This window comes from Rhodococcus sp. G6(2025) (assembly GCF_058628105.1).
The window spans coordinates 5,285,647-5,309,704 of sequence record NZ_CP179750.1; the positions used below are offsets into that span (position 1 = coordinate 5,285,647).

Annotated in this window: 22 protein-coding genes; 3 read left to right on the plus strand and 19 right to left on the minus strand. The window is 69.5% G+C overall.

What is annotated here, in order from left to right; all coding sequences use genetic code 11:
• Window positions 1-11: 11 nt before the first annotated feature.
• The 19 genes from ACLIVD_RS24275 to ACLIVD_RS24365 all read right to left on the minus strand — a co-directional run bounded on the left by ACLIVD_RS24275 (window position 12) and on the right by ACLIVD_RS24365 (window position 20,785).
• Window positions 12-314, minus strand: coding sequence for a YggT family protein (locus ACLIVD_RS24275; protein ID WP_005247609.1), 303 nt, complete (start codon window positions 312-314; stop codon window positions 12-14).
• 133 nt (window positions 315-447) lie between these two features.
• Window positions 448-1,125 (minus strand): cell division protein SepF, encoded by a 678-nt coding sequence (locus ACLIVD_RS24280; RefSeq protein ID WP_283334268.1) that lies wholly within the window; start codon window positions 1,123-1,125, stop codon window positions 448-450.
• A gap of 85 nt (window positions 1,126-1,210) precedes the next feature.
• Complete coding sequence (locus ACLIVD_RS24285; protein WP_317567686.1) at window positions 1,211-1,936, minus strand: YggS family pyridoxal phosphate-dependent enzyme; 726 nt, start codon at window positions 1,934-1,936, stop codon at window positions 1,211-1,213.
• A 45-nt stretch (window positions 1,937-1,981) separates the two neighbouring features.
• Window positions 1,982-2,725: a peptidoglycan editing factor PgeF gene (gene pgeF, locus ACLIVD_RS24290; RefSeq protein ID WP_283352560.1), complete on the minus strand. Its 744-nt coding sequence runs from the start codon at window positions 2,723-2,725 to the stop codon at window positions 1,982-1,984.
• A complete protein-coding gene (gene ftsZ / locus ACLIVD_RS24295) occupies window positions 2,722-3,918 on the minus strand; it encodes a cell division protein FtsZ (RefSeq protein WP_105413648.1) in 1,197 nt (398 codons plus the stop codon). Before ftsZ ends, pgeF begins: the two co-directional genes overlap by 4 nt.
• A 217-nt stretch (window positions 3,919-4,135) precedes the next feature.
• A complete protein-coding gene (locus ACLIVD_RS24300; protein ID WP_491930790.1) occupies window positions 4,136-5,032 on the minus strand; it encodes a cell division protein FtsQ/DivIB in 897 nt (298 codons plus the stop codon).
• Window positions 5,029-6,540, minus strand: a complete 1,512-nt coding sequence (murC, locus tag ACLIVD_RS24305; protein ID WP_283334264.1) for a UDP-N-acetylmuramate--L-alanine ligase — start codon at window positions 6,538-6,540, stop codon at window positions 5,029-5,031. The genes ACLIVD_RS24300 and murC overlap by 4 nt, the downstream gene beginning before the upstream one ends.
• A complete protein-coding gene (gene murG, locus ACLIVD_RS24310; protein ID WP_283334263.1) occupies window positions 6,537-7,685 on the minus strand; it encodes an undecaprenyldiphospho-muramoylpentapeptide beta-N-acetylglucosaminyltransferase in 1,149 nt (382 codons plus the stop codon). The genes murC and murG overlap by 4 nt, the downstream gene beginning before the upstream one ends.
• Window positions 7,682-9,217, minus strand: coding sequence for a putative lipid II flippase FtsW (gene ftsW / locus ACLIVD_RS24315; protein ID WP_491930791.1), 1,536 nt, complete (start codon window positions 9,215-9,217; stop codon window positions 7,682-7,684). The genes murG and ftsW overlap by 4 nt, the downstream gene beginning before the upstream one ends.
• Window positions 9,214-10,713 carry a UDP-N-acetylmuramoyl-L-alanine--D-glutamate ligase gene (gene murD / locus ACLIVD_RS24320; RefSeq protein ID WP_491930792.1) on the minus strand — a complete coding sequence of 500 codons (1,500 nt, stop codon included), beginning with the start codon at window positions 10,711-10,713 and terminating at the stop codon, window positions 9,214-9,216. Before murD ends, ftsW begins: the two co-directional genes overlap by 4 nt.
• 4 nt (window positions 10,714-10,717) lie before the next feature.
• Complete coding sequence (gene mraY / locus ACLIVD_RS24325; RefSeq protein ID WP_005247625.1) at window positions 10,718-11,797, minus strand: phospho-N-acetylmuramoyl-pentapeptide-transferase; 1,080 nt, start codon at window positions 11,795-11,797, stop codon at window positions 10,718-10,720.
• Window positions 11,794-13,308, minus strand: a complete 1,515-nt coding sequence (locus ACLIVD_RS24330; RefSeq protein ID WP_491930793.1) for a UDP-N-acetylmuramoyl-tripeptide--D-alanyl-D-alanine ligase — start codon at window positions 13,306-13,308, stop codon at window positions 11,794-11,796. Before ACLIVD_RS24330 ends, mraY begins: the two co-directional genes overlap by 4 nt.
• Complete coding sequence (locus ACLIVD_RS24335; protein WP_491930794.1) at window positions 13,305-14,918, minus strand: UDP-N-acetylmuramoyl-L-alanyl-D-glutamate--2,6-diaminopimelate ligase; 1,614 nt, start codon at window positions 14,916-14,918, stop codon at window positions 13,305-13,307. The genes ACLIVD_RS24330 and ACLIVD_RS24335 overlap by 4 nt, the downstream gene beginning before the upstream one ends.
• Window positions 14,919-15,087: 169 nt before the next feature.
• Entirely contained in the window at window positions 15,088-16,938 is a 1,851-nt protein-coding gene (locus ACLIVD_RS24340; RefSeq protein WP_491930795.1) for a peptidoglycan D,D-transpeptidase FtsI family protein, read from the minus strand.
• Complete coding sequence (ftsL, locus tag ACLIVD_RS24345) at window positions 16,935-17,612, minus strand: cell division protein FtsL (protein WP_491930796.1); 678 nt, start codon at window positions 17,610-17,612, stop codon at window positions 16,935-16,937. Before ftsL ends, ACLIVD_RS24340 begins: the two co-directional genes overlap by 4 nt.
• Window positions 17,609-18,625, minus strand: coding sequence for a 16S rRNA (cytosine(1402)-N(4))-methyltransferase RsmH (rsmH, locus tag ACLIVD_RS24350; protein ID WP_105413639.1), 1,017 nt, complete (start codon window positions 18,623-18,625; stop codon window positions 17,609-17,611). The genes ftsL and rsmH overlap by 4 nt, the downstream gene beginning before the upstream one ends.
• Before the next feature lie 196 nt (window positions 18,626-18,821).
• The gene (gene mraZ, locus ACLIVD_RS24355; protein WP_005247637.1) at window positions 18,822-19,253 is read right to left on the minus strand and encodes a division/cell wall cluster transcriptional repressor MraZ; all 432 of its coding nucleotides are present in this window, start codon (window positions 19,251-19,253) and stop codon (window positions 18,822-18,824) included.
• 489 nt (window positions 19,254-19,742) lie between these two features.
• Window positions 19,743-20,171 carry an SCO2097 family morphological protein gene (locus tag ACLIVD_RS24360; RefSeq protein WP_009473745.1) on the minus strand — a complete coding sequence of 143 codons (429 nt, stop codon included), beginning with the start codon at window positions 20,169-20,171 and terminating at the stop codon, window positions 19,743-19,745.
• 233 nt (window positions 20,172-20,404) lie between these two features.
• Entirely contained in the window at window positions 20,405-20,785 is a 381-nt protein-coding gene (locus ACLIVD_RS24365; protein WP_009473746.1) for an SAV_6107 family HEPN domain-containing protein, read from the minus strand.
• Window positions 20,786-21,042: 257 nt separating this feature from the next.
• Here ACLIVD_RS24365 and ACLIVD_RS24370 point away from each other — a divergent pair, with 257 nt between their 5' ends.
• The 3 genes from ACLIVD_RS24370 to ACLIVD_RS24380 are packed head-to-tail and all read left to right on the plus strand — an operon-like array spanning window position 21,043 to window position 24,034.
• A complete protein-coding gene (locus ACLIVD_RS24370) occupies window positions 21,043-21,654 on the plus strand; it encodes a GNAT family N-acetyltransferase (protein WP_280782568.1) in 612 nt (203 codons plus the stop codon).
• A complete protein-coding gene (locus tag ACLIVD_RS24375; RefSeq protein ID WP_280782569.1) occupies window positions 21,651-23,225 on the plus strand; it encodes a phytoene desaturase family protein in 1,575 nt (524 codons plus the stop codon). Before ACLIVD_RS24370 ends, ACLIVD_RS24375 begins: the two co-directional genes overlap by 4 nt.
• Entirely contained in the window at window positions 23,222-24,034 is an 813-nt protein-coding gene (locus ACLIVD_RS24380) for a carotenoid biosynthesis protein (RefSeq protein ID WP_418342483.1), read from the plus strand. The genes ACLIVD_RS24375 and ACLIVD_RS24380 overlap by 4 nt, the downstream gene beginning before the upstream one ends.
• Window positions 24,035-24,058: the final 24 nt, after the last annotated feature.

Consider the following 24,058-nt stretch of genomic DNA (forward strand, 5'->3'; position numbering starts at 1 on the left):
GGTCCATTCTGTCACACCAGACCCGTAGCACGCGCTTGTCCCTGAACGATCGACATCAGGATGAAGACGATGAACAGCAAGACCATGATGGATAGATCCAACCGCACCCCACCGAGATTGATCGGGGGGATCAACCGCCGTAGCAGTTTGACCGGTGGATCGGTGACCGTAAAAATCGCCTCGAGAATGACGACCACGACGCCGGTTGGCCGCCAGTCTCGTGCGAAGGTCCGTACGAACTCGACAATGATTCTGCCGATGAGTAGCAGCCAAAAGACAAACAGTATCAAGTAGATCACCGAGAACAAGGCCACACCTTCACTCTGCCTGAGAATGTCCGGCCGATCAAAACGAGCCGCGTGGCCAGGGCTTTCTCCGCCACAGCCGCCGCGGCCCGCGCCGTTTCGGACGTTCGGATCCCGATGGTCGTTTCCCCCGCTCCCCGGTTTACTTCTGGCTGTAGAAGCCGGTTTCCGCGATGCGGCGACGCTCCTCGGCGGACACGTCGATGTCTGCGGGTGAGAGCAAGAACACCTTCGTGGCCACCTTGTCGAAGGACCCGCGCAGCGCGAATGCCAGTCCGGCGGCGAAATCGACGAGGCGCTTGGCGTCCGCGTTGCTCATCTCGACGAGGTCCATGATGACGGGGGTGCCGTCACGGAACCGCTCGCCGATGGTGCGGGCCTCCCCGTAGTCGCGGGGGCGCAGCGTGGTGATCTTGGACAGCGGCCCACCTTCGTCGAAGAGGGGTCCGCGACGACTCTCCACCCGCTCGGACCGCGTGTCGACGGCCAGCGCGCCACGGGTGCTGCCGCGCACCGCACCGCTGGCGCTGGGACGGGCCGACCGGACGGCCACGGGTTCGACCCGGGACGAGTGCCGGGGGCCGTCGTACCGGTCGAAGTCGTCGTCGAGGTCGTCCCGGCGGCCGGGAGCATAGGCAGCCTTGCTGAAGGCCGGCTCGGCGAAGTCACGGTCGTCACGGTCGAGGTACGGATCACGTCCACTGTCGCGGGCCGGTCGAGCAGCCCTGCGCGCAGGTTCCGGCTCGTCCAGGTACTCGTCCTCGTAGTCGTCGAGGGGAACCATGCCGAAGTAAGCCTTGAACTTGTGCAGACTGCTCATTGATCGACCTTCCTTGGCGCGGCGGACAGGATCCAACTGCGACCGGTCGCAGCGGTGTGGACGGGTTGGCGATCACCTGGGCGATCTATTTCGAGGTTATAGGCCTCGAACCCAACAGCGCGGTTCCGACACGCACGCACGTCGACCCGTGTCGGACAGCGTGCTCGAGATCATTGGTCATGCCCGCTGAGAGGTCCGTCGCATCCGGATGGTCGCGCCTGAGCCGCGCGTGTATCTTCTCCAGTTCCTCGAACGCCGCGTCCGGGTCGGCGTCGATCGGCGGAACCGCCATCAGTCCGCGGTATTCGAGTCCCGGCGACGACTGCACCTCCGCGGCAAGGTGTTCGAGGTCGGCGATCGCGGCACCGCCGCGCTGCGGATCGCCGTCCAGACTGACCTGCAGCAGCACCCGCAGGGGCTCGGGCCGCTCCCCCGCCTCGAGAGCCGCGGTCGCCGCGCGGCCGAGGGCGCCGACGAGTCGTTCACTGTCCACCGAGTGGATGGCGTACGCCCAGTGCGCGACGGCCTTCGCCTTGTTGCGCTGGAGGTGTCCGATCATGTGCCACCGCACCGACGGATCCGTCACCACGGTGCGGAACTCCGCGATCTTGGCCGTGGCCTCCTGCTCCCGCGACTCCCCGAATTCGCGGCACCCGAGTTCGTACAGGATCCGCGCGTCGGATTCGGGGAAGAACTTGGTGACGGGCAGCAGCGACACCTCCGCGGGGTCGCGACCGGCGTCCCGGCACGCCGCGTCGAGCCGTGCGCGCACGGCGCCGAGCGCAGCCTCGATCTCCCCGACCCTGCTCATCGTTTCCACTCCCACACCGATCCTCACCGCCGTCGGCGGTCGTCGTCACACGCTGTCTTGCCCAGTATCCATCCAGATCACCGCCGCGAGCCGACCGGTCGGGGCCTGCCGGCGATGACTGAACAGTGTCTGGTCCTCGATGGTGCAGCGCGGATCCTCCGCCACCCCCGCGACACCCGCGTCGAGCAGTTGCTTCCGCAGGCCCGCCCGCAGGTCGAGGCCGGGGGTGCCCTTGACGGTGCGGGTGGCGCTGCCGGGAAGGAACTTCTCGACGTCGGCTTGCATCGCCGCGGGGACCTCGTACTGTCGGCCGCTGGCCGCCGGACCCAGGAATGCGCCGATCCGGTCGACGCGCGCCCCCTGCTCGACCATGACGTCGAGCACCCGCGGAACGATGCCGATGCGGGCGCCGATCCGGCCGGCGTGGACTGCGGCGATCACTCCGGCCTCGTCGTCGGACAGCAGCACCGGGACGCAGTCGGCGCTGAGGGTCGCGAGTGCGATCCCCGGAACCGTCGTCACCAGCGCGTCCGTGGCGGGTACCGGCACGTCGGTGGGCCCGTCGACCACGGTCACGTTGCGACTGTGGATCTGCTCCATCCAGATCAGGCGGTCGAAGGCCACGCCGATGTTGTCTGCCAGTCGACGCCGGTTCGCCTCCACCGCGGCCGGATCGTCGCCGACGTGATCACCGAGGTTGAACGTGTCGTACGGTGCGACGGAGTGCCCTCCGGCACGGGTGGTGACGACCCGGCGAACCCTGAAATCGGGGGTGGACGGTGAACTCAACGACGCATGAAGGAGGGCACGTCGACTTCGTCTTCACCCTCCTCGTCGGACACCGGCACCGCGCGGGACTGACCGTTTCCCGGAAGCGGCGGCAGACTGCTCGGGCTCTGGTGGGAGCTGATCGTCTCGCGGGTCACCGACATCGGCTCGCTGTGCTGGTCGGCCGACTGTCCGACCTCGCCCGCGCGCCCGGCACCGATGGCGCTGCGACCGGCAGCGCCCGACTCGACCGGCCGGCGGGCGGGGGCGCCGCCGTCGAACCCGGCGGCGATGACGGTGACCCGCACTTCGTCGCCGAGCGAATCGTCGATGACGGTGCCGAAGATGATGTTCGCGTCGATGTGGGCAGCTTCCTGCACCAGCGACGCCGCCTCGTTGATCTCGAACAGGCCGAGGTCGCTGCCACCGGCGATCGAGAGCAGCACGCCGCGCGCACCCTCCATCGACGCCTCGAGCAGCGGAGAGTTGATCGCCGATTCCGCGGCCTTGATGGCGCGGCCCTCGCCGCGCGATGATCCGATGCCCATCAGCGCGCTACCCGCGCCGGACATGACGCCCTTGACGTCGGCGAAGTCGACGTTGATCAGACCGGGGGTGGTGATGAGGTCGGTGATGCCCTGGACACCGTTGAGCAGCACCTCGTCGGCGCTGCGGAACGCGTCCATGAGGCTGACGGCGGCGTCGCCGAGCTGCAGGAGGCGGTCGTTCGGGATCACGATGAGGGTGTCGCACGATTCGCGCAGCGACTGGATGCCGGTGTCGGCCTGGCCGCCGCGGCGCTTGCCCTCGAAGGAGAAGGGGCGGGTGACGACACCGACGGTGAGGGCTCCGAGCTTGCGCGCGATACTCGCCACGACCGGTGCGCCACCGGTACCCGTGCCGCCGCCCTCGCCTGCGGTCACGAACACCATGTCGGCGCCCTTGAGGACTTCCTCGATCTCGTCCTTGTGGTCTTCTGCGGCCTTGCGGCCGACTTCGGGATCCGCGCCGGCGCCGAGCCCGCGGGTGAGTTCCCGGCCGACGTCGAGCTTGACGTCGGCGTCACTCATCAGCAGCGCTTGCGCGTCGGTGTTGACGGCAATGAACTCGACTCCCTTGAGTCCCTGCTCGATCATCCGGTTGACTGCGTTCACGCCGCCGCCGCCGATGCCGACGACCTTTATTACGGCGAGGTAGTTGTGCGGGGGCGTCATCGGCTCTCGCCTTCCATGAGTGTGTATCACGCTTTCGTACAGATCGGTCCAGCCTGAACTCTCAACCTCAACCATAGGGTTACGGTTATGTCAAGTGCTGCTCGACTAGAGCGAAACGCTATGCACCGGCATAGGGATACGCCATTAGGCGCGCCGAGACGCGCCGAGTTATTTGACGAACTCGCCCGCAACTGTTTCGCATCCGGGTCACGACCCCTCACCGCACCGTCGGCAGGTCGGGACTCGACACGTCGTACGTCTGCCCGGGCTGGGTGAGCAGCGGCAGGGTGACCGCAGCCTTGCGCTCGGACTTCTCCGTACCGCCCCACACCACGATCCGGCCGTCGAGCAGCGTCACCGAGATATCCGAAATCGACTTCGCCGCAACCTGTCCCACCTGACCGCGCAGCTGAGGCGGCATCGACTCCAGCACCTCGATCGCCGCCGCCGTCGACGGGTCGCCCCACCCCGGCGACTCCGTCACCAGACGCGGCACCCCGGGCGGCGGCGGTGCGATCTCGTAGTCCACGGCCTCCGCGTCGAGCAGATGGGTACCGCCGGGGCTGTCGACGAACACGACGGGCACCCGCTCGGTTACCGTGACCCGGATGGTGGACGGGTACACCCGCTGGACGCGCGCGGACGCCACCTTCGGGATCGCGGCGACCCGCTGAGCCGCGCCCTCCGTGTCGACACGCAGCAACGGCTGCCCCTGCGGCACCGCCAGCACCTGGCGAATCTGCTCCTCGGAGATCGACATCGCCCCCGCGACATCCGTCTTCCGCACCGACAGCAGCGGAGTGAACCAGGCGACGAGACCGAGCGCCACGACCACGACGACACCGACGGCGCCCATCACTGCCGGCCGCCGGTACCACGGCCGCCGCGGTGTCTCCACCGCCGCGGACTTCCGTGCCGCCGAGGCCGATTCGCGGGTGCGCCGCGTTCCGGGCTCGGTGACCGTCGAGGTGCGCCGACGCGAGGACGCCCGATCGCTCGCCGTCGCGCGGGCACCGGCCGCAGCCCCCGGCCGCGGACTTCGCTGGACGTCGCGGCGAACCGGGCGAACCGGGCGGTCCGGCCGCTCGGACCGGCCCCGACGCTCCCGCGTCATCGCGACGGGTGGTGGTGCGGAGCCGCACGCAGAGCGTCGAGGATCTGGTTGCCGAGCATCGTCACGTCACCGGCACCCATGGTGATCACCACGTCCCCGGGGGACGCGAGTGCCGCGACCTGACGCGGTGCCTGCGACAGGTCGGGCTGGTAGTGCACCGGCTTCGACACCGACAGCGCGACCAGGGCGCCGCTGACACCCGGGAGCGGTTCTTCCCGCGCGCCGTACACGTCGAGGACCACGACCTCGTCGGCGAGATCCAGGGCGTGTCCGAACTCTTCCGCGAATGTTGCTGTGCGGGAGTACAGGTGGGGCTGGAACACCACGATGACCTTGCCGCTGCGCACCGAGTCCTCGTATTCTCGGCGGTCGGCCTCGTGGGGCTGGCGCACCAGATCGGCGGCGGCGCCGAGCACGGCACGCACCTCCGTCGGGTGATGCGCGTAGTCGTCGAACACGCGGACCCCGTGCTCGCGGCCGGTGAACTGGAACCGGCGGTGCACTCCCCCGAATCCGGCGATGCCTTCGAGGATCTCGTCCACGTCGGCGCCTGCCTCCCGGGCGGCGAGGAGAGCGGCCAGCGCGTTGAGCGCCATGTGCCTGCCGGGCACACCCATCCGGACCGTCCTCGGCGACTGCTCGCCGGCCAGCTGGAACTGCAGGACTCCGCCGACGTCCCTCGCCTCGAAGCTGAGCAGTCGCGCGCCGACCTCGACGCCGTCGACCGACGCGAAGGCCCCGTCCGCGTTCTCGGCGCTGCCGTATCCCAGCACCCGCACACCGGGCAGCCCTCGCGCCGCCACCCGCTGCGCGAGCGCCGCGGACCCTGGATCGTCGAGACAGGCGACGAGCAGACCGCCGGGCGACAGACGGGCCGCGAAATCGTCGAACACCTGGATGTACGCCTCGGTGCTGCCGAAGTAGTCGAGGTGGTCGGCTTCGACGTTGGTGACGACGACGACGTCCGGGTCGTACTGGAGTAGCGAACCGTCGCTCTCGTCGGCCTCCGCGACGAACACGTCGCCGCTGCCGTGGTGCGCGTTGGTTCCGGCCTCGTTGAGTTCGCCGCCGACCGCGAACGACGGATCGAAACCGCAGTGTTGCAGCGCCACCACCAGCATCGACGTGGTCGACGTCTTGCCGTGGGTGCCGGAAACCAGCAGGGTGCGGTGCCCCTGCATCAGCGACGCCAGCACCGCGGGCCGCAGGATCACGGGAATCCCGCGCCTGGCCGCCTCCACCAGTTCCGGGTTGTCCTTGGGGATGGCGGCGTGGGTGGTGACCACGACGGTCGGGCCGCCGGGCAGCAGGTCGAGCGCGCCGGCGTCGTGGCCGATGCGGACCTGCGCGCCGCGGGCACGCAGGGCGAGGACGCCGCGGCTCTCCTTGGCGTCCGATCCGGACACCTGCCCTCCCCTGGCCAGCAGGATCCGCGCGATTCCGGACATTCCGGCGCCGCCGATCCCGACCATGTGGACTCGTTCCAACTCCGCGGGCAGGTCGGTCATCGGGTTCCCCTTGTCAGCGCGGCCACGTCGAGCACGATCCGCGCAACCTCGGTGGCTGCGCTGCGGTGACCCGCGCCGGCCGCCCGTCGCCCCATGTCCTCGAGCTGTGCGGGGTCGCGCAGCAGAGGGATCACGGTCTCCGCGACGAATCGGGCGGACAGGTCTCCGTCGGCGACAATCATTCCACCTCCGGCGGCGACCACCGGTCGCGCATTCAGTTCCTGCTCCCCGTTGCCGTGGGGCAGCGGCACGTATACCGCGGGAAGTCCCACCGCCGACACCTCCGCCACCGTCATCGCGCCCGACCGGCAGATCACCGCGTCCGCGGCCGAATACGCGAGGTCCATCCGCGACAGGTAGGGAACGGCCACGTAGGGCGGGCCGCCCGGGGTCGCGGGAACGTCGAGGGTGTTCTTCGGTCCGTGCGCGTGCAGAACGGCCACACCGGCCGCGGCGAGCGACTCCGCCGCGCCCGACACGGCCTCGTTGAGCGACCGCGCACCCTGCGAGCCGCCGAAGACGAGCAGCACCGGACCCTCGGCGGGGAGCCCGAAGTGTGCACGCGCCTCCGCGCGCAGAGCCGCCCGGTCGAGACCGGTGATCGACGCCCGGACCGGGATCCCGAGGATCTCCGCCTCCGAGCGGCCGCGAGCGGACACTCCGGAACCGGCGACCGCCGCCAGGACCCGGGCGGCGCGGCGGGCACCGATCTTGTTCGCGATCCCGGCGCTGGCGTTCGCCTCGTGCACCACGATCGGAATGCGGCGCCTGCGGCGGAGCAGACCGGGGCCGGCCGCCAGGTATGCGGGCAGCGCGACGTACCCGCCGAAACCGACGACGACGTCGGCGCCGGTCGCGTCGAGCACCTCGCGGGTGCGGCGCACCGACGCGCGTACCCGGCCGGGAAGCCGCAGCAAGTCGAGGGTGGGTTTACGGGGCAGCGGCACCGGCGGAATGAGCTCGAGCGGATAGCCTCGCTCGGGAACCAGGGTGGTTTCGAGGCCGCGCGCCGTGCCGAGAGCGGTCACCACCGCGGTGTCGTCGATCGCCTTGATCGCATCGGCCACTGCCAGAGCCGGCTCGATGTGCCCGGCGGTACCACCACCGGCCACGATCACCGACAGGGTGGACTTGTCGCCGTTCACCTACGAAATCCTCGCTCTCCTGCTCGGCCACCCGAGCTTCGCTGTTGACGTGCACCTCGTTCGGGGGTGCGGCCCTTGCCGCGTTCGGGGCGGCCCTTCTCGTATGTGACGCTGCGGGTCCGCGGGGCCATCTCGCGACCGGCCCTCCGCCGGGCTTCGGCGCGGCGCACCGCCTCGGCGCGTGCCGCGTCGGCCCGCACCGGCGAATACGCCTCCGGCTTGCGGAGACGCAGAAGACGACCGAACGGGCCGTCCTGCCCGGAGTGCAGCGCCGCGACCGCCTCCGGTTCGTGCCGCGCCGCGTTGGCGACGAGGCCGAACATGAACAGTGTGGTGGCCGTCGACGTTCCGCCGGCCGACACCAGCGGCAACTGCAGGCCGGTGACGGGCAGCAGCCCGATCACGTACCCCACGTTGATGAACGCCTGCCCGGTGATCCACACCGTCGCCGTTCCGGTGAGCAGGCGCAGGAACGGGTCGGCGGACCGGGCCGCGATGCGCAGGCCCGTGTACACGAACAGTCCGAACAAGCCGAGGACGGCGGCGCCGCCGAGGTATCCGAGCTCTTCGCCGATGATCGCGAAGATGAAGTCGTTGTGGGCGTTCGGCAGGTAGCTCCACTTCGCGCGGCTCTGCCCCAGCCCTCGTCCGAGGATCCCGCCGTCCGCGAGCGAATACATCGCCTGCCGCGACTGGTACCCGATGCCCTGCGGGTCGGAACCGGGATTGAGGAACTCGCGCACGCGAGCGGAGCGGTAGCCGGCGGTGAGCGCGAGGATCACGATTCCGCCGAAACCGGTGCCGAGGATGGCGACGAACAGTTTCAGCGGCAGGCCCGCGAACCACAGCAGCGCCATCAGGATGATGGCCAGCGAGACCGTCGTGCCGAGGTCGGGCTGCAGGATGATCAGGACGAACGCGACGAGCGCGGCCGGCACCAGCGGAACGAGCATGTCCCGGATACTGGAGATGTCGCTGCGCCGCGACGCCAGGATGTGCGCACCCCACACGGCCAACGCGATCTTGGTGAGCTCGGCGGGCTGCAACGAGAATCCCGCGACGACGAACCAGCCGCGGGTGCCCTGGGACACGGTGCCGATGCCGGGTATGAGGACCAGAACCAGCAGGATGATCGTGACCGCGAAGGCCGGGAACGACAGGGCGCGCATCACCCGGACCGGGATCTGCAGCGCCGCGTAGAACAGGCCGAGCCCGAGAGCCGCGAACAACGCCTGCCGGGTGAAGAGGGTGTACGCCGAACCGTCGGAGGCGTAGGCCTCGACGCTCGACGACGACAGCACCATCACCAGGCCGAGGACCGTCAGCAGAAACGCGATGGTGACCACGAGGTGGAACGACGCCAGAGGTCGCGACAGCCAGGCCCCGATCCGGGTGCGCGGGCCGCGCGGAGGTGTGGTGCGGGTGCGGGGACCGGATGGTGCACGCTTCGCCACACCGGGGGCGGCCGCCGTGCGAGCCGGGGACCGCTGTCCCTCGGGGACGCGTCGGGTGCGGGCTCCGGCGGAGGTCATCGCAGCGTCCTGGAGATGTCCGACGCGTCGAGCCCGCCGACGGCTTCCGCAAAGCTGTCCCCCCGGTGGCCGTAACTGGCGAACATGTCGAGCGAGGCCGCCGCGGGCGCCAGGACGACGGAATCCCCTGCCGTTGCCAGCGCAGCCGCCTCACGCACGACGACACCCATCACGGCGTCGCTGTCGGTGTCCGCCGGCAGCACCACCCGGTGCGTCGCGGTCTGCGGGACTGCACTCACACCTGCATCGTCTCCCGTTTCGACAGTGACCACGGGAACCTCGGGGGCGTGTCGCGCAAGGGACTCTGCGATCTGCATCGCATCGCGGCCGAGCAGGACGGCGCCGGCGAGGCGACCGCCCACCTCCCGGACGAGGTCGTCGACCCGCGCACCCTTCAGCAGACCCCCGGCGATCCACACCACCCGCTCGTGGGCGAGTATCGACGGGCGGGCGGCGTGCGGGTTGGTGGCCTTGGAGTCGTCGACGAACGTCACGCCCCCGACCTCGGCGACGAGTGCCGCGCGGTGCGGGCCCACGACGTGGGCGGCTAGACCTGCGGCGACGGCGTCCGGCGGAACTCCGATCGCCCGTGCCAGAGCCGCCGCGGCCAGGGCATCCATCAGTCCGGCAGGCCCGGGCGGAGTGATCCCCTCGGTCGGGGCCAGCCGCTCGCCGTCCGCGAACGCGCGGTCGACGAGGTACCCGTCCTCGACACCCAGCTCGCCCGGCGCCGGCACCCCCAGCCGGAAACCCAGGGTCCGGGCTGCGAGGGACGAGGAGAAGAGAGAGGACGCGACCTCGTCGTCGAGGCCCAGCACCGCGACCTCACCGGTCAGGGCGCGCGCCTTCGCATCGATGTACGGCTGCATCCCGCCGTGCCAGTCCAGATGATCTTCGGCGATATTGAGGATCGCGCCTGCGGCCGGCCGGACCGACGGCGCCCAGTGCAGCTGGAACGACGAGAGTTCGACCGCCAGCGCCTCCGCCCGGGGTTCGGTGTGCCGCAGGGCGTCGAGCACCGGAAGCCCGATGTTGCCGCAGGCCAGGCTCGGCAGCTCGGCCGCCTCGAGGATGGACTGCAGCATGGAGGTCGTCGTGGTCTTGCCGTTGGTGCCGGTGACCACCAGCCACCGTCGCGGCGGGCCGTAGAGCCCGGCCCGGTCCACGTGCCACGAGAACTCGATGTCGCCCCAGATCGGTACCCCGTCCCCGGCGGCGAGCGAGAGCAGCGGTGCGTCCGGGCGGAACCCCGGGCTCGTCACGACCAGCGCGAACTCGGCGACCCGGTCCCGCTCGGCGAGCAGATCGTCGATCGGGACGGTCGCGGCGCCGAGCCGCGCGCACTCGGCGAGGGCGTCGACGTTTGCGTCGGTCACGGTGACGAGCGCACCGAGGTCACGAAGAGGTTCGATGGTGGCCCGGCCGGAGACACCCGCACCGGCGACGAGGACGCTGCGACCCCGCAACCAGTCGAGCCCGCCGTGTTCCTCTGCCACGTCGTCAGCCCCCGATCGCTGCCAGGTACTCGCTGTAGAACAGCGCGAGCCCGATCGCGGAGGCGATGGCGGCCAACAACCAGAACCGGATGATCACCGTGGTTTCCGCCCACCCTGCGAGTTCGAAGTGGTGGTGGAACGGAGCCATCCGGAACACTCGTCTTCGGCTCGACCGGAACACCGCGACCTGGATCACGACCGATGCCGCCTCGGCGACGAACAGCGCGCCGATCACGACCATCAGCAGTTCGGTGCGCGTCGTGATCGACAGTCCGGCGAGCATGCCGCCGAGTGCCAGCGAACCGGTGTCGCCCATGAAGATCTTCGCGGGCGCCGCGTTCCACCACAGGAATCCGATGCACGCACCGGCACCGGCCGCGCAGATCAGGGCCAGGTCGAGCGGATCTCGGACGTCGTAGCAGCCCTTGCCGGGGCTCGTCTCGCACGCGTTGCGGTACTGCCAGAACGTGATGATCACGTACGCGCCGAGGACCAGGCTCATGGACCCGGCAGCGAGACCGTCGAGGCCGTCGGTGAGATTGACCGCGTTCGACCAGGCGCTCACCAGGAGGTAGCAGAACGCGACGAACACGACGGAGCCCATCGTGACCGTCGCGATGTCACGCACGTACGACAGGTGCTCGCTGCCCGGTGTGAGGTCGTTCGCGCCGCGGAACTGCAGCGCGAGAATGCCGAACGCCACTGCCGCGATGAGCTGTCCGACCAGCTTCGCCGTCTTGTTCAGTCCGAGGTTGCGCTGCTTGCGGATCTTGATGAAGTCGTCGAGGAACCCGACCCCGCCGAGCGCCGTCGTGAGACCGAGAACCAGCAGTCCCGATGCCGACGGCCCGTCCGCGTTGTAGCCGATGCCGATCAGGTGCGAACCCCAGTAGCCGGCCCACAGTCCGGCGAGGATGGCGACGCCACCCATCGTCGGGGTGCCGCGCTTCGACTGGTGGCTCGCCGGACCTTCGACACGGATCTCCTGGCCGAATCCCTGACGGGAGAAGGCCTTGATGAGAACGGGGGTCAGCAGAATCGAGACGGCGAGCGCGATGCCCGCCGCGAAGAGGATCTGTCTCACCGCGTAGCCTCCGAACCCTTCTGTCCCGTGCTTCCCGCCAACACCGTGTCCGCGACCTCCCACAATCCGATGGACTGCGACGCCTTGACCAGCACCAGATCACCCGGCGCCAGTTCCGCTTCGAGCAAGGCGACCGCACCGGCGATGTCGGGGACGAGGATCGACTCCTCACCCCACGAACCCTCCATGACCGCACCCTGATGCATGGCGCGGGCGGGCCTGCCGGTTCCGACGATGATCAGCCTGCTCACGTCCAGTCGGACGGCGAATCTGCCGATGGCGTCGTGTTCGACCACTGATTCTGGACCCAGCTCGGCCATTTCTCCGAGCACCGCCCAACTCCGGCGCGCCGCACCCCGGCCCATCCTGGCCATCGACACCAGCGCCTTCAGGGCCGCCCGCATCGAGTCGGGGTTCGCGTTGTACGAATCGTTGACGACGGTCACACCGTCCGGCCGGTCGCGGACGTCCATCCGGCGCGCCGAGACGGCGGCGGCACCGGAGAGGGCCTGCGCGATCTGCTCGAGGTCCGCCCCGCATTCGAGCGCCACCGCCGCTGCGGCGAGCGCGTTGCCGACCTGGTGTTCGCCGTGCACGGCGAGCTCGACGGCGACACTGCCCACCGGCGCCGTGAGAGTGAAACGCGCCCTTGCCTTCTCGTCGAGCACGATGTCGGTGGCCCGCACGTGCGCGGACTCCGACCGGCCGACGAGGACCACACGGGCCGACGTGCGCGGGGCCATGGCTGCCACCAGCGGATCGTCGGCGTTGAGGATCGCGACACCACCCTCGTCCGCCGAGGGCAGCGACTCCGCGAGTTCGCCCTTGGCGGCGGCGATCGCGTCACGCGAACCGAATTCGCCGAGGTGCGCCGTACCCACGTTGAGGACGACCCCGATCTTCGGGGGTGCGATGTTCGCGAGGGAGGCGATGTGGCCGCGGCCGCGGGCCGACATCTCCAGAACCAGAAATCCCGTGTCCGCGTCCGCGCGCAGCGCGGTCCACGGGTGGCCGAGTTCGTTGTTGAACGATCCGGGCGGCGCGACGACGGGGCCGAGGGGGCGCAGGACGGCGGCGAGCAGATCCTTGGTCGACGTCTTTCCCGCCGATCCGGTGACGCCGACGACGGTCAGCCCCTTCGCGGTGAGGCCGTCGACGGAGGCGCGCGCGAGCTTCGCGAGGGCCGCGAGCACGGCGGCGCCCGATCCGTCGGTGTCGTGTTCGAGAGCCATCGCCTTGCTCGGGATGTCGCTGGGCGTCGGGGTGACGACGATCGCGGGGACGCCGACCGGGCGCGCGGCCAGGACTGCGACCGCACCGGCCTCGACCGCCGACGCCGCGTGATCGTGGCCGTCCACGTGGGCGCCGGGCAGGGCGAGGAACAGCCCCCCGGCGGTGACCTTGCGCGAGTCGAACTCCACCGTTCCCGTCACCTCGGCCGACGGATCGGCGACGTCGTGCAGTTCGCCGCCCACGATCTCGGCGATGCGAGCGAGTGTCATCGGGATCATCGCGCTCCTCCGACCTGTCGCTCGATCGCGTCGCCCAGTACGTCGCGGTCGTCAAATGGGTACTTCACCCCGTGTATCTCCTGACCGATCTCGTGTCCCTTGCCTGCGACCAGAACCACGTCGCCTGCCTGCGCCCAGCCGACGGCGTCGGCGATCGCCTTCGCTCGGTCCGCTACTTCCCACACCTGTCCCCGCTCGGATTCGGGCACTCCGAGAGCGCCCTCGCGGACCGCGGCCCTGATCTTCGCCGGATCCTCGGTGCGGGGGTTGTCGTCCGTGATGATCAGCAGGTCGGCACCGCGCGCGGCCGCGGCGCCCATCAGCGGCCGCTTGCCTGCGTCGCGGTCGCCGCCCGCACCCACGACGACGGCGACGCGACCGCGCACCTGCTCGCGCAGCGTCGCGATCACGGCCTCGACCGCTGCGGGCTTGTGCGCGTAGTCGACGACGGCGAGGAAGTCCTGTCCCCGGTCGATCCGCTGCACCCGGCCCGGCACGTCGACCCCGGCGATGCCCCGGGCGGCGTCGCGCGGATCGACACCCAGCGCCGCGCACAGTGCGACGGCGAGGGAAGCGTTGGCGACGTTGTACTGCCCCGGCAGACGGAGCTCCACGTCGAGTGTCGTGCCCTCGGCCGTGGTGAGCGCGAAGGTCTGCGAGCCCGAGAGCGACACCGTCGCCGGGCCCGCCGTCCACACCGCGCCCTCGCGGTCCGGCGTGGTCGCGACCGTCGTCACGATCGAGTGCGCACCGCGGGCGACGTCGGCCATCCGCTGTCCCCACACGTCGTCGATGCAGATGACGGCGTGCTGGGCGTGCACGGACGAATCGGCCGCGAAGAGCCGCGCCTTCGCCGCGAAGTAGTCCTCGAAGTCGCGGTGGAAGTCCAGGTGGTCCTGGGAGAGGTTCGTGAAGGCGCCCACATCGAAGCGGACTCCGTCGACGCGGCCGAGCGACAGCGCGTGGCTGGACACCTCCATCACGACGGTGTCGATCCCCTGCTCGAGCATCACGGCGAACAGGGCGTGGAGCTGCGGCGCCTCGGGGGTCGTCAGTGCGCTCGGCACCCGGCGGCCACTCATCCGGGTCTCGATGGTGCCCACGAGACCGGTCGTCCGCCCCGCGGCGGTGAGTGCGGCTTCGACGAGATACGAGGTCGTGGTCTTCCCTGACGTTCCGGTGATGCCGATGACCTGCATCTTCTCCGAGGGCCGGCCGTAAATGGTTGCCGACAGCTCACCGAGGACGCCGCGTGGGTCGTCGTGGACGAGCACCGGCATGTCCGAGCCCAGCGCGGACACCAGCGCGAATCCGGCCTCGTCGGTGAGGATCGCGGTCGCGCCGCGTGCGAGAGCGTCGGCGGCGAATTCCGCGCCGTGCGCGCGGGCCCCGGGAAGGGCCGCAAACAGATCGCCCTCGACGATCCCCTGGGCGCGGAGATCCACCCCGGTGACGATGACGTGCTCGGCGGTTCCGGTGGGTGCCTCGACCCTCGCTCCGGCGAGCGCTGCCAGAGCGCTCACCGTGGTACGGACCGGCTGGGCGGGGCGAAGGCTGTCTGTGACCTTCACCTCCACTGACGCCGACTGCGGGCGGGACGGAACAGGCACCGGGTTCCTCTCGGATGTCGACTCTCACTGACAACGGCATAGTGCACGGATCGATACAGCGTGCTACCTCGGCAGTTCCCTGCGTCCACGGGAAAGTCCGTGTCTACTGAACGGCCGACGTGTCAGATTACCGCGAGCGCTCTCGGAACCCGATTCGGCCGACCTTCGCTCAATCGGCCTGCAGCACCAGCCTGCGTCCGGGGTCCGGGGACATCGGCACGCTGTCGCGCTGCAACATCCAGGACGCGATGTTGTGGAACAGCGGCGCCGCGGATTGGCCGCCGGAACCGTCCGCGCTGCGTGTCGGCGCGTTCAGCATGATTCCGACGACGTACCGCGGGTTGTCGGCGGGGGCGATCCCGGCGAACGTGATCCAGTAGTTCGAGTTCGAGTAGCACTTGCAGGCGGGGTCGACCTGCTGCGCGGTGCCCGTCTTGCCACTGATCTGGTACCCGTCGACGGCTGCCTGCACCCCGGTGCCGCGCTGGTTGCCCGTGTCGTTCTGGGTGACGGAGCGGAACATGTCACGGACGGTGGACGCGGTCTGGGGGCTGACGACCGTCACCTCCTCGGGCGCCTCGGTCTCCGTCCGGTTCCCCGACGCGTCGACGGTCGCCTTGACGATGCGCGGCGGGATGCGAACGCCGTCGTTGGCGATCGCCTGGTACATGCCGGTCATCTGCAGCAGTGTCATCGACAGGCCCTGACCGATCGGCAGGTTCGCGAACGTGCCCCCCGACCACTGGTCGCGGCTGGGGACGTTGCCGGCGCTCTCACCGGGTAGCCCGACGTCGGTGCGCTGGCCGAGACCGAACCTGGACAGCATGTCCGCGTAGCGGTCCTCCCCCACCCGCTGGGCGAGCATCAGGGTGCCCACGTTCGAGGACTTCCCGAACACACCCGTGGCCGTGTACGGGGCGACCCCGTGGTCCCACGCGTCCTTCACCGACACACCCGACATCTGAATGTTGCCGGGAACTTCGAGAACCTCGTCCGGTGTGGTCAGCCCGTACTCGATCGCGGCGGCCGCGGTGACGATCTTGTTGACGGAGCCCGGTTCGAACGGCGTGCTCACCGACAGGTTGCCCATCTCCGCGGTCCGCGGATTGTTGCCCACCCCGATCGCCGGGTTGAACGTGCTGTCGTTCGACATCGCGAGCACCTCACCGGTGTGGGAGTCGAGCACGACCGCCGAGGCGTCCTTCGCACCGGACTTGTCCTTGGCCATCTGCACCTGCTGCTGAACGTAGTACTGCAGGTCGGAGTCGATGGTGAGCTCGACGCTCGACCCGTCCACCGCCGGTTGCTTGTCACGCCAGCTGCCGGGAATCACCGCGCCGTCGGAGCCCCGGTCGTAGGTCTGGGAGCCGTCGGTGCCTGCCAGGGTGGAGTCGAGCGAGTCCTCGAGGCCGAGCAGTCCGTGGCCGTCCCAGCCGGTGGCGCCGACGAGGTTGGCGGCAAGGGATCCGCCCGGATACTCGCGGATGTCCTGGCGTTCGAGTCCGACCTCCGGGAACTTGTCGCTGATCTGCGCCGCGATGTTGGGGTCGACGCTGCGCGCGAGATAGACGAACGTGTCGTCGCCGTGCAGTTTCTCCTTCAGATCCTTCTCGGGTGCGGCGTCGCCGAGCCGGTCGTGGATCTCCTTCGCGATCGCGTCGAGACGGGAGTCGACGTCGGGGGCGGTGTCGCTCTTGGCCTTCGCCTCCTCGAGTTCCTTCCGCACCCGTGCGGGCTGGAACGTCAGGGCCTTCGCTTCCATCGTGAACGCAATGGGGTTGGAGTTGCGGTCGGTGATCGACCCGCGCAGCGCCGGATCCACCTCGGTGGTGGTGCGCTGGTTCGCCGCCTCCGCGGACAGTTGTGGTGCGTCGATGACCTGGATCCACAGAAGCTGCACTGCGGCGAGGCCGAGCGCCAAGAACATCACCAGGCGTCCGTACCGTTGCCTGAACGGAAAGGACGCCGAACCGGCGCCCTTGGGGCGCCGGGGACGACTTCTCGGTGCGCTTCGATTCACCGGCGACCGCCGGACGGTGGAGCAGTCGTCGGAGCGGTGGTCGAGGGGATCACGGGAACCAATTGTTCACCCTGAGCTTGGATCTCCGTGCCATTGCCGGGCTGCGGCGTGGCGCGCGGCGACTGCGTCGTCGTCCCGCGGTTGGGGGCGGTCGCGACGGCGTTGCCGCGCTGGGTGGGCGGGACAGCGGCATCCAGCGGCGGCACGGGTGCACCGGACGCCGGGGCCGGCTTTCCGACGACCTCGACGCTGCCGTCGGGGTGGACGACGAGGCGAGCGGGATCGTTGGCGGGCACCATGCCGAGCTTGGCCGCTTCCTCTGCCAGTTTCGGGGCGGAGTTGGCGGTCTCGACGTCACGCTGCAGCGCGGCCTTCTCCTCCGCGAGTGACTGGTTGTGAGCGCGGGCGGCGCTCAGCTGGTACGAGTCCTCGGCGGAGCGGGTGGTCAGCAGCAGTGTCATGGCCAGACCCATGGCGAGCAGAACGAGGATCGTCGCCACGAACGGGATGCGGGCGGTGAGCGTACCGGTGCGGTTCTTGCCGGAGACGGCGATCGCGGACCCACTGTGCACGGCCGCACGCTGGGTGCGCTTCTTGTACGCCCGCTCAGCCGCGCCCGTCCGGTTGGCCGCCCGCGCGGGCCGCATCTCGGTGGAACTCACCTGAACCGTCATGCCGCCGACCTCCTGGCAATTCTTTCTGCAGCGCGCAAACGCACCGGGGCTGATCGTGGGTTCTCTTCGACTTCCTGTTCGGACGCCCGCTCCGCCCCCCGTGTGAGGATCCGGAACTCCGGTCCCATCCCCGGTAGTTCGACAGGAAGCCCCTCGGGGCTCTTCGACTTCGACCTGGGAGTGATTTCCTGCTTGACGACCCGGTCTTCCAGGGATTGGTACGACATGAACACGACGCGTCCCCCGACGGTCAACGCGTCGAGTGCAGCCGGGACCGCGGCGCGCAGTGAATCGAGCTCGCCGTTGACCTCCACTCGAAGGGCCTGGAACGTCCGCTTGGCGGGATGTCCCCCGGTACGGCGGGTCGCCGCAGGAATGGAGCGGTACAGCAGTTCGACCAGCGCTGCGCTGGTGGTGAACGGCTCCTTCGCGCGCTGCCGGACGATCTCCGACGCGATCTTGCCCGCGAAGCGCTCCTCGCCGTACGTGCTGAGGATACGAGCGAGATCTCCGTGGCTGTACGTGTTGAGGACCTCGGCCGCGGTGATGCCGGTGGTCGGGTCCATCCGCATGTCGAGGGGCGCGTCGATCGAATACGCGAACCCCCGATCCGATTCGTCGAGCTGCATCGAGGAAACGCCGAGGTCGAAGAGGATCCCGTGCACCGACTCCTGAGCGGGCAGGCCCGCCTGGTCGAGCGCGTCCTCGATGCCGTCGTAGCGGGTGTGCACGAACGTGATGCGATCGGCGAACGGTGCGAGCCGTCCGCCGGCGATCTCGAGCGCGTGCGGATCTCGGTCGAGGGCGATGAGCCTCAGCTGAGGGTAGGTCCGCAGGAAGTGCTCGGAGTGTCCGCCGAGACCGAGGGTCGCGTCGATCATGACGGCTCCCCCGCCCTGCGGGTCGTTCACGGTGAGGGCGGGGCCCAGCAGTTCGTCGGCGCGGTGAAGCAGAACCGGAATGTGACCGAAACCATCGGCGGGCGAGGAATCTTCCCCCTCGTGATCCACCATGATCCCTCCGGCTCCTGCTCTGTGGTGCGGGTGAAGTGCCCGGTGCCGGGGTTCACTGCTCGACCTTCTCTTGTCGGCCAGTTGCCGTGGCGAATGCTTCGAGGTCCCTGCCCGAAATGAAAACCTGGCGCTGGGGAAGTGCGTCAGGGTTCCGTCGGACAGAGGCCTCGCGGCATTCGCGGGGACGCGGTCACGCTCAGACGATCTCGCCGAGCGCGACTCCTGTTGCCTGCGAGTAGTTCTCCTCGTTCGCCTCGACGTAGGTCTGCCAGGCTTGCGCATCCCAGATTTCGAGGAAATCGACCGAACCGATCACTACGCAGTCCTTGGAGAGACCCGCGTAACGACGGTGATCTGCCGAGAGGGTGATGCGCCCCTGGGCATCTGCGTGCTGCTCGTCGGTACCTGCCGCCAGTCCGCGAACGAAGGCTCGCGCCTCCGGATCGCTTCTCGACGCGGCCGCGGCCTTGCGTGCGAGAGCGGTGAACTCTTCCCGGGGATACACCGCGAGGCTGTGATCCTGACCCTTGGTGACCATCAACCCTCCCGCCAGCGCATCCCGGAACTTTGCGGGCAACGTGAGCCGCCCCTTGTCGTCGAGCTTCGGCGTGTAGGTACCGAGAAACACTCGACACCTCCCACCGCGTTCATATCGAACGCCGTATGCCCGGGCGGTTCACCTTCGCTCCCCGCTGCGCACCACAGTACCCCACTTTCCCCCACCCACAAGGTGGATAACGGCGTGTTGTTCCCCAATTTGCCCAATACTTGCTGGTCAACGCTCATTGCAGATGGTGGGGGAAAATTCCCGACGTGATCACCGCCACGAGCGGAGCCGATCGGGCTCGTCCCCACAACAGGGCAGGATGGCGCAAAAGCCCAGGTGAAAGCCCAACGCGAGGGGGCGGCGCCCCCGTCTCGCGGTTCGTCGCGGAGCAGAGGGGGGAAAGTGGGGAAACGGGGTGGGTGAGGGTGGGGATTCGTGGGCGGGACGGTTCACTGGCCCCACCGGATCGACCCGCCTCCGCACCCGGGCGACCCGGGACCGGGCCCCGACACAGCAGTGGCGGCGCGGCATCACATGCCACGCCGCCACTGGGCTGCTGAGCGGGTAGTACTACTCCTGCTCGAATCTCTTCTTGAAGCGGTCTTCCATTCGCGACGAGAATCCGCCACTCTTGCGCCCGCTTCGGGGCTTACCGCGATCGGCACGGCCGGTCTCACCTTGCGTGGTCGAGCCACCACGTGAGGACTGTCCGGACTTGCTCTTTCCTCCACCCCACAGGAGGAGGACTCCGGCACCGAACATGACGATGAAGCCGATCAGGCTGATGACGGGAAAACCGCCCGGCTTGATCGGAAGGGCGACGCCGGCGATGAGCAGGACCAGCCCCAGAACGAACAGGGCCACCGCCTGCAATCGACGACGACTCGATGCCGCACGCATGCGACCGCCTCGCACAGTGGAGGCGAACTTGGGATCCTCGGCGTAGAGAGCGCTCTCGATCTGGTCGAGCATGCGCTGCTCGTGCTCGGAGAGTGGCACGGTACCTCCCCCGGCACTGGAGTGTTGGCCACCGCCTCACGGTGCGAGACGGTGGGTAACCGACTTTGGCGGCTACCTAGATTTAATAATACGAGCAGTTCGATCCCCGTACCACCTACTCCACGTACGAGTTCCCGACCAACCTTACGGACTCCCGCACCGAACCCCGTTCGGGGCACCGCAATGTCGCGGACGTCCCACCGTTTTCCCGCCGTTTCCGGGCCCGCCGCCGACTAGGACGCCCGCAGATCGAGACCCGCGCCACGTCCGATGTGATCTTCGACGGCCTGGAGAAAGCGTCCGACCTCGACGAAGAACTCGTCGGCCTCGAGATCGGTGAGGGTTCGCGACATTCCCGCCTCGATCGCGGCGCGGGTGGCGGAGTGCCCGGCGAAGTAGTCGGCCCAGTTCACGAATTCGGGCGCCGCGTCGGCCATGAGAACCCAGGCGTTACGCGTTCGTGTCCGTCTGCGCCCCGCCGCGGGCCCCTCGACGGCGGCCAGCACTGCGCCCGCCCCGCGGAGCGCGGCCAGATACGCGCTGTGGAATCGATCCGCCGGCCCACCGGCCCCCACCGATTGAGCGAGGAGCGCGTCGGCGCGATCGAGCAGCACCGAACCCCGCCTGGAGCCCGGGTTGCGTACGTCACCCGGTCGGCGTGAGTTCCCAGAGGTCGGTCCCGTGACCGGGTTCGTCATCACTTCGAACACCTCCAAAACCCCGGTGCAACCACCCCGCCGGGCGTAGTCAGGTCGTGAGTTCGGGGGCCGGCGATGCTCGCTTCCCTCGAGCATCGCCGGATCCCCGCTATCGAACATCTGTTCGACCTATTCAATATAGCTGGACCCACCGACACGTCGTCAAGAGAAAGGTGAGACCGGTCGACACGAACGCTGACCAGACTCCGCTCGTGGTCGAACTCTCGGCCACCGAGTTCCGCGACCGCCTGCACGAGGCGCTGTCGATCTACGTCGCCGCCATGGGCTATCCCCACGGCACCGAATACCACCGGGCGCCGATGTGGAACGAGCACCTGCAGCGTTCGGGGTGGCGGGGCGTCGGCGCGCTCGTCCCGGCCGGTGACGGATCCACCGACAACGGGGCCGCCCGGCTCGTCGCCGTCGCCTACGGCTACCGCGGGGCGCCCGAACAGTGGTGGCACCAGCAGGTCCGTTCGGGTCTGCGCCACACGGGGTGGACCCGGGACCAGATCGACGTGATCCTCGGCAACTACTTCGAACTCACCGAACTCCACGTCCACCCGGACGCCCAGGGACACCGACTCGGCGAGACCCTGCTCCTCCGCCTCCTCGAACGCAGGCCCGAACGCGGGGTGCTGCTCTCCACCCCCGAAGTGGCGGACGAGGACAACCGCGCCTGGCGGCTGTATCGCCGCCTCGGCTTCAGAGACGTCCTGCGCCACTTCCGATTCGCCGGGGACAACCGGCCGTTCGCGGTGCTGGGACGCGGGCTTCCCCTGTGATCGACGCGGTGGTGGTGGGGTCGGGACACAACGCCCTCGTGTCGGCGTGTTACCTCGCGCGATCCGGCTGGTCGGTCGAGGTGATCGAACGCGACACCGTGCTCGGCGGCGCGGTGTCCACGGTGGAACGCTTCCCCGGGTACAAGGTCGACCGCGGGTCGTCCGCGCACATCATGGTCCGTCACACGGGGATCGTCGAGGAACTCGATCTCGGTTCGCACGGACTGCGGTACCTCGACTGCGATCCGTGGGCGTTCGCCCCCGCCCCGGCGGGTACGGATCGGCCGGGCATCGTGTTCCGCCGCAGCCTGGATGCGACGTGCCGGTCCATCGAGGAATCCTGCGGCGCCGCGGATGCCGACGCGTACCGCCGGTTCGTGGCGGTGTGGGGTCCGCGCAGCGCACGCGTCATGCGCGCGTTCTCGAACCCGCCGACCGGGCCTGCGCTGCTCTCGTCGTTCTGGGGGCTCGACACGGGCGGCGGCGGCAGCGACCTGTCCCGGCAGTTCCTCGGTTCCGGCGACGCGCTGCTCGACGAGTACTTCGACGACGAGCGTCTCAAGGCCGCCCTCGCATGGTTCGGCGCCCAGTCCGGTCCGCCGATGTCGGAGCCGGGGACGGCGCCGATGGTCGGATTCGCGGCGCTGATGCACACCATTCCGCCCGGCCGTGCCGTCGGCGGCAGCGGAGCCCTGACCGCGGCTCTCGCCGCGAGGCTGCGGGCCGACTCCGGGACCGTCTCGCTCGGCGACTCGGTGGTCTCGTTGAGCCGCGACGGCGACTCCTGGACGACGCGGACGGCGTCCGGGCGGGAGATCCGCTCACGGGCCGTGATCGCGGGCTGTCACGTGCTGACCACACTCGGCCTGCTCGAGCGCGGCGGGTACGACGCGCAGACCCTCCACCGGTGGCGTCGCCGGATCCGCGTCGGCCCGGGGATCGGGATGGTGGTGCGGTTGGCCACCGACGCCCTCCCCGCCTATCCGAGTGCGCCCGACGCCTCGGTCACCCACGGGCTCCAGCTACTGGTCTCGGATCGCGCGCACCTGCGGCTCGCGCACGGCGCGGCGCTCGCCGGGGAACTCCCGCCGCGGCCCGCGGTGCTGGGAATGAGCTTCAGTGGCCTCGACCCCACCATCGCACCCGAGGGCAGGCACCAGGTGACCCTGTGGTCGCAGTGGCAGCCGTACCGGCTGAGCGGCGGCAGGCGCTGGAGCGACCTCGCCGGACCGGAGGCCGATCGGATCGTCGCCGAGATCGACGCGCTGGCACCCGGTTTCGGTCAGTCCGTCCTCGACCGGCACGTGCAGTCGCCGCAGGACCTCGAAGACGAGATGGGGTTGCTCGGCGGCAACGTCATGCACGTGGAGATGTCGCTGGACCAGATGATGATGTGGCGTCCCCTCCCCGAACTGTCCGGGCACCGGGTGCCGGGCGCCGACCGCCTGTACCTCACCGGCGCCTCCACCCACCCGGGCGGCGGGGTGTCCGGCGCGAGCGGTCGCAGCGCCGCACGCATCGCGCTCCACGACGACCGGCGGGGCCTGGGACGCCTGCGACGCCGGCGATGACCTCCCGCCTGCCCCTGATCCTCGCCGGCGCGGCGGTCGCGGCGCAGATCGTCTACCCGCTGGTGCACGGCAGTACCCGCGACGTGGTCACCGTGCTCGTCGTCGCGCTGCTGGCCGCGGCGTCCGTCACCCACGCGGCCGTGACCCGGGGTGCCCGCTGGACGGTGGGACTGGTGCTCGTCACCGCAGGGCTCGGTCTGTGCTCCGAGGTCGTCGGCACGGCCACCGGCTTCCCCTACGGCTGCTACGACTACAGCGTCGACCGGCTTGGGCCCGCACTCGCGGGGGTGCCTCTCGTGGTGCCGTTCGCGTGGACGGCCGGGTTCTATCCGGTGTGGTGTGTGGCGTCCGTGCTCGCGCGCGGTCCGCGTCGACGGCTGACGCGCATCGCGCTGACGACGATCGGGGTGGTCGGCTGGGACCTGTACCTCGACCCGCAGATGGTCGCGGACGGGCAGTGGCGCTGGTGTGTCACCGACGCCGGCCTGCCCGGTATCGAGCACATTCCGCTGACCAACTACGCCGGGTGGTTCGTCGTCGCGGCCGTGATGGCCGTCGCCGTGGACCGCATCGACCGTCGACTGGACGCCGGGACCCGGCACCGTGACGGTGTCCCGATCGGGTTGTTCCTGTGGACGTGGCTCGGTTCGGCGCTGGCCCACTCGGTGTTCCTGGGCTCTCCCGAGTTGCGGTATTCGGCGATCTACGGGTGGTTGGCGATGGGAATCCTGGGAGTTCCGCTGCTCGTGTCGCTGCTTCGGCCGCGCGCCCGGCGACCCGGGACCCACGACACGCACCCTCACGCCTGACACCGATCCACTCCCCTGGCACGA

Bases quoted from the DNA above. Each gene is read 5' to 3' on its own strand.
- ftsL (WP_491930796.1), bottom strand. From the start codon at position 17,612: ATGACGGTTCAGGTGAGTTCCACCGAGATGCGGCCCGCGCGGGCGGCC.
- ftsZ (WP_105413648.1), bottom strand. From the start codon at position 3,918: ATGACGCCCCCGCACAACTACCTCGCCGTAATAAAGGTCGTCGGCATC.
- ACLIVD_RS24285 (WP_317567686.1), bottom strand. From the start codon at position 1,936: ATGAGCAGGGTCGGGGAGATCGAGGCTGCGCTCGGCGCCGTGCGCGCA.
- ftsW (WP_491930791.1), bottom strand. From the start codon at position 9,217: ATGACCTCCGCCGGAGCCCGCACCCGACGCGTCCCCGAGGGACAGCGG.
- ACLIVD_RS24280 (WP_283334268.1), bottom strand. From the start codon at position 1,125: ATGAGCAGTCTGCACAAGTTCAAGGCTTACTTCGGCATGGTTCCCCTC.
- ACLIVD_RS24300 (WP_491930790.1), bottom strand. From the start codon at position 5,032: ATGACGCGGGAGCGTCGGGGCCGGTCCGAGCGGCCGGACCGCCCGGTT.
- rsmH (WP_105413639.1), bottom strand. From the start codon at position 18,625: ATGGTGGATCACGAGGGGGAAGATTCCTCGCCCGCCGATGGTTTCGGT.
- murC (WP_283334264.1), bottom strand. From the start codon at position 6,540: ATGACCGACCTGCCCGCGGAGTTGGAACGAGTCCACATGGTCGGGATC.
- ACLIVD_RS24380 (WP_418342483.1), top strand. From the start codon at position 23,222: ATGACCTCCCGCCTGCCCCTGATCCTCGCCGGCGCGGCGGTCGCGGCG.
- ACLIVD_RS24330 (WP_491930793.1), bottom strand. From the start codon at position 13,308: ATGATCCCGATGACACTCGCTCGCATCGCCGAGATCGTGGGCGGCGAA.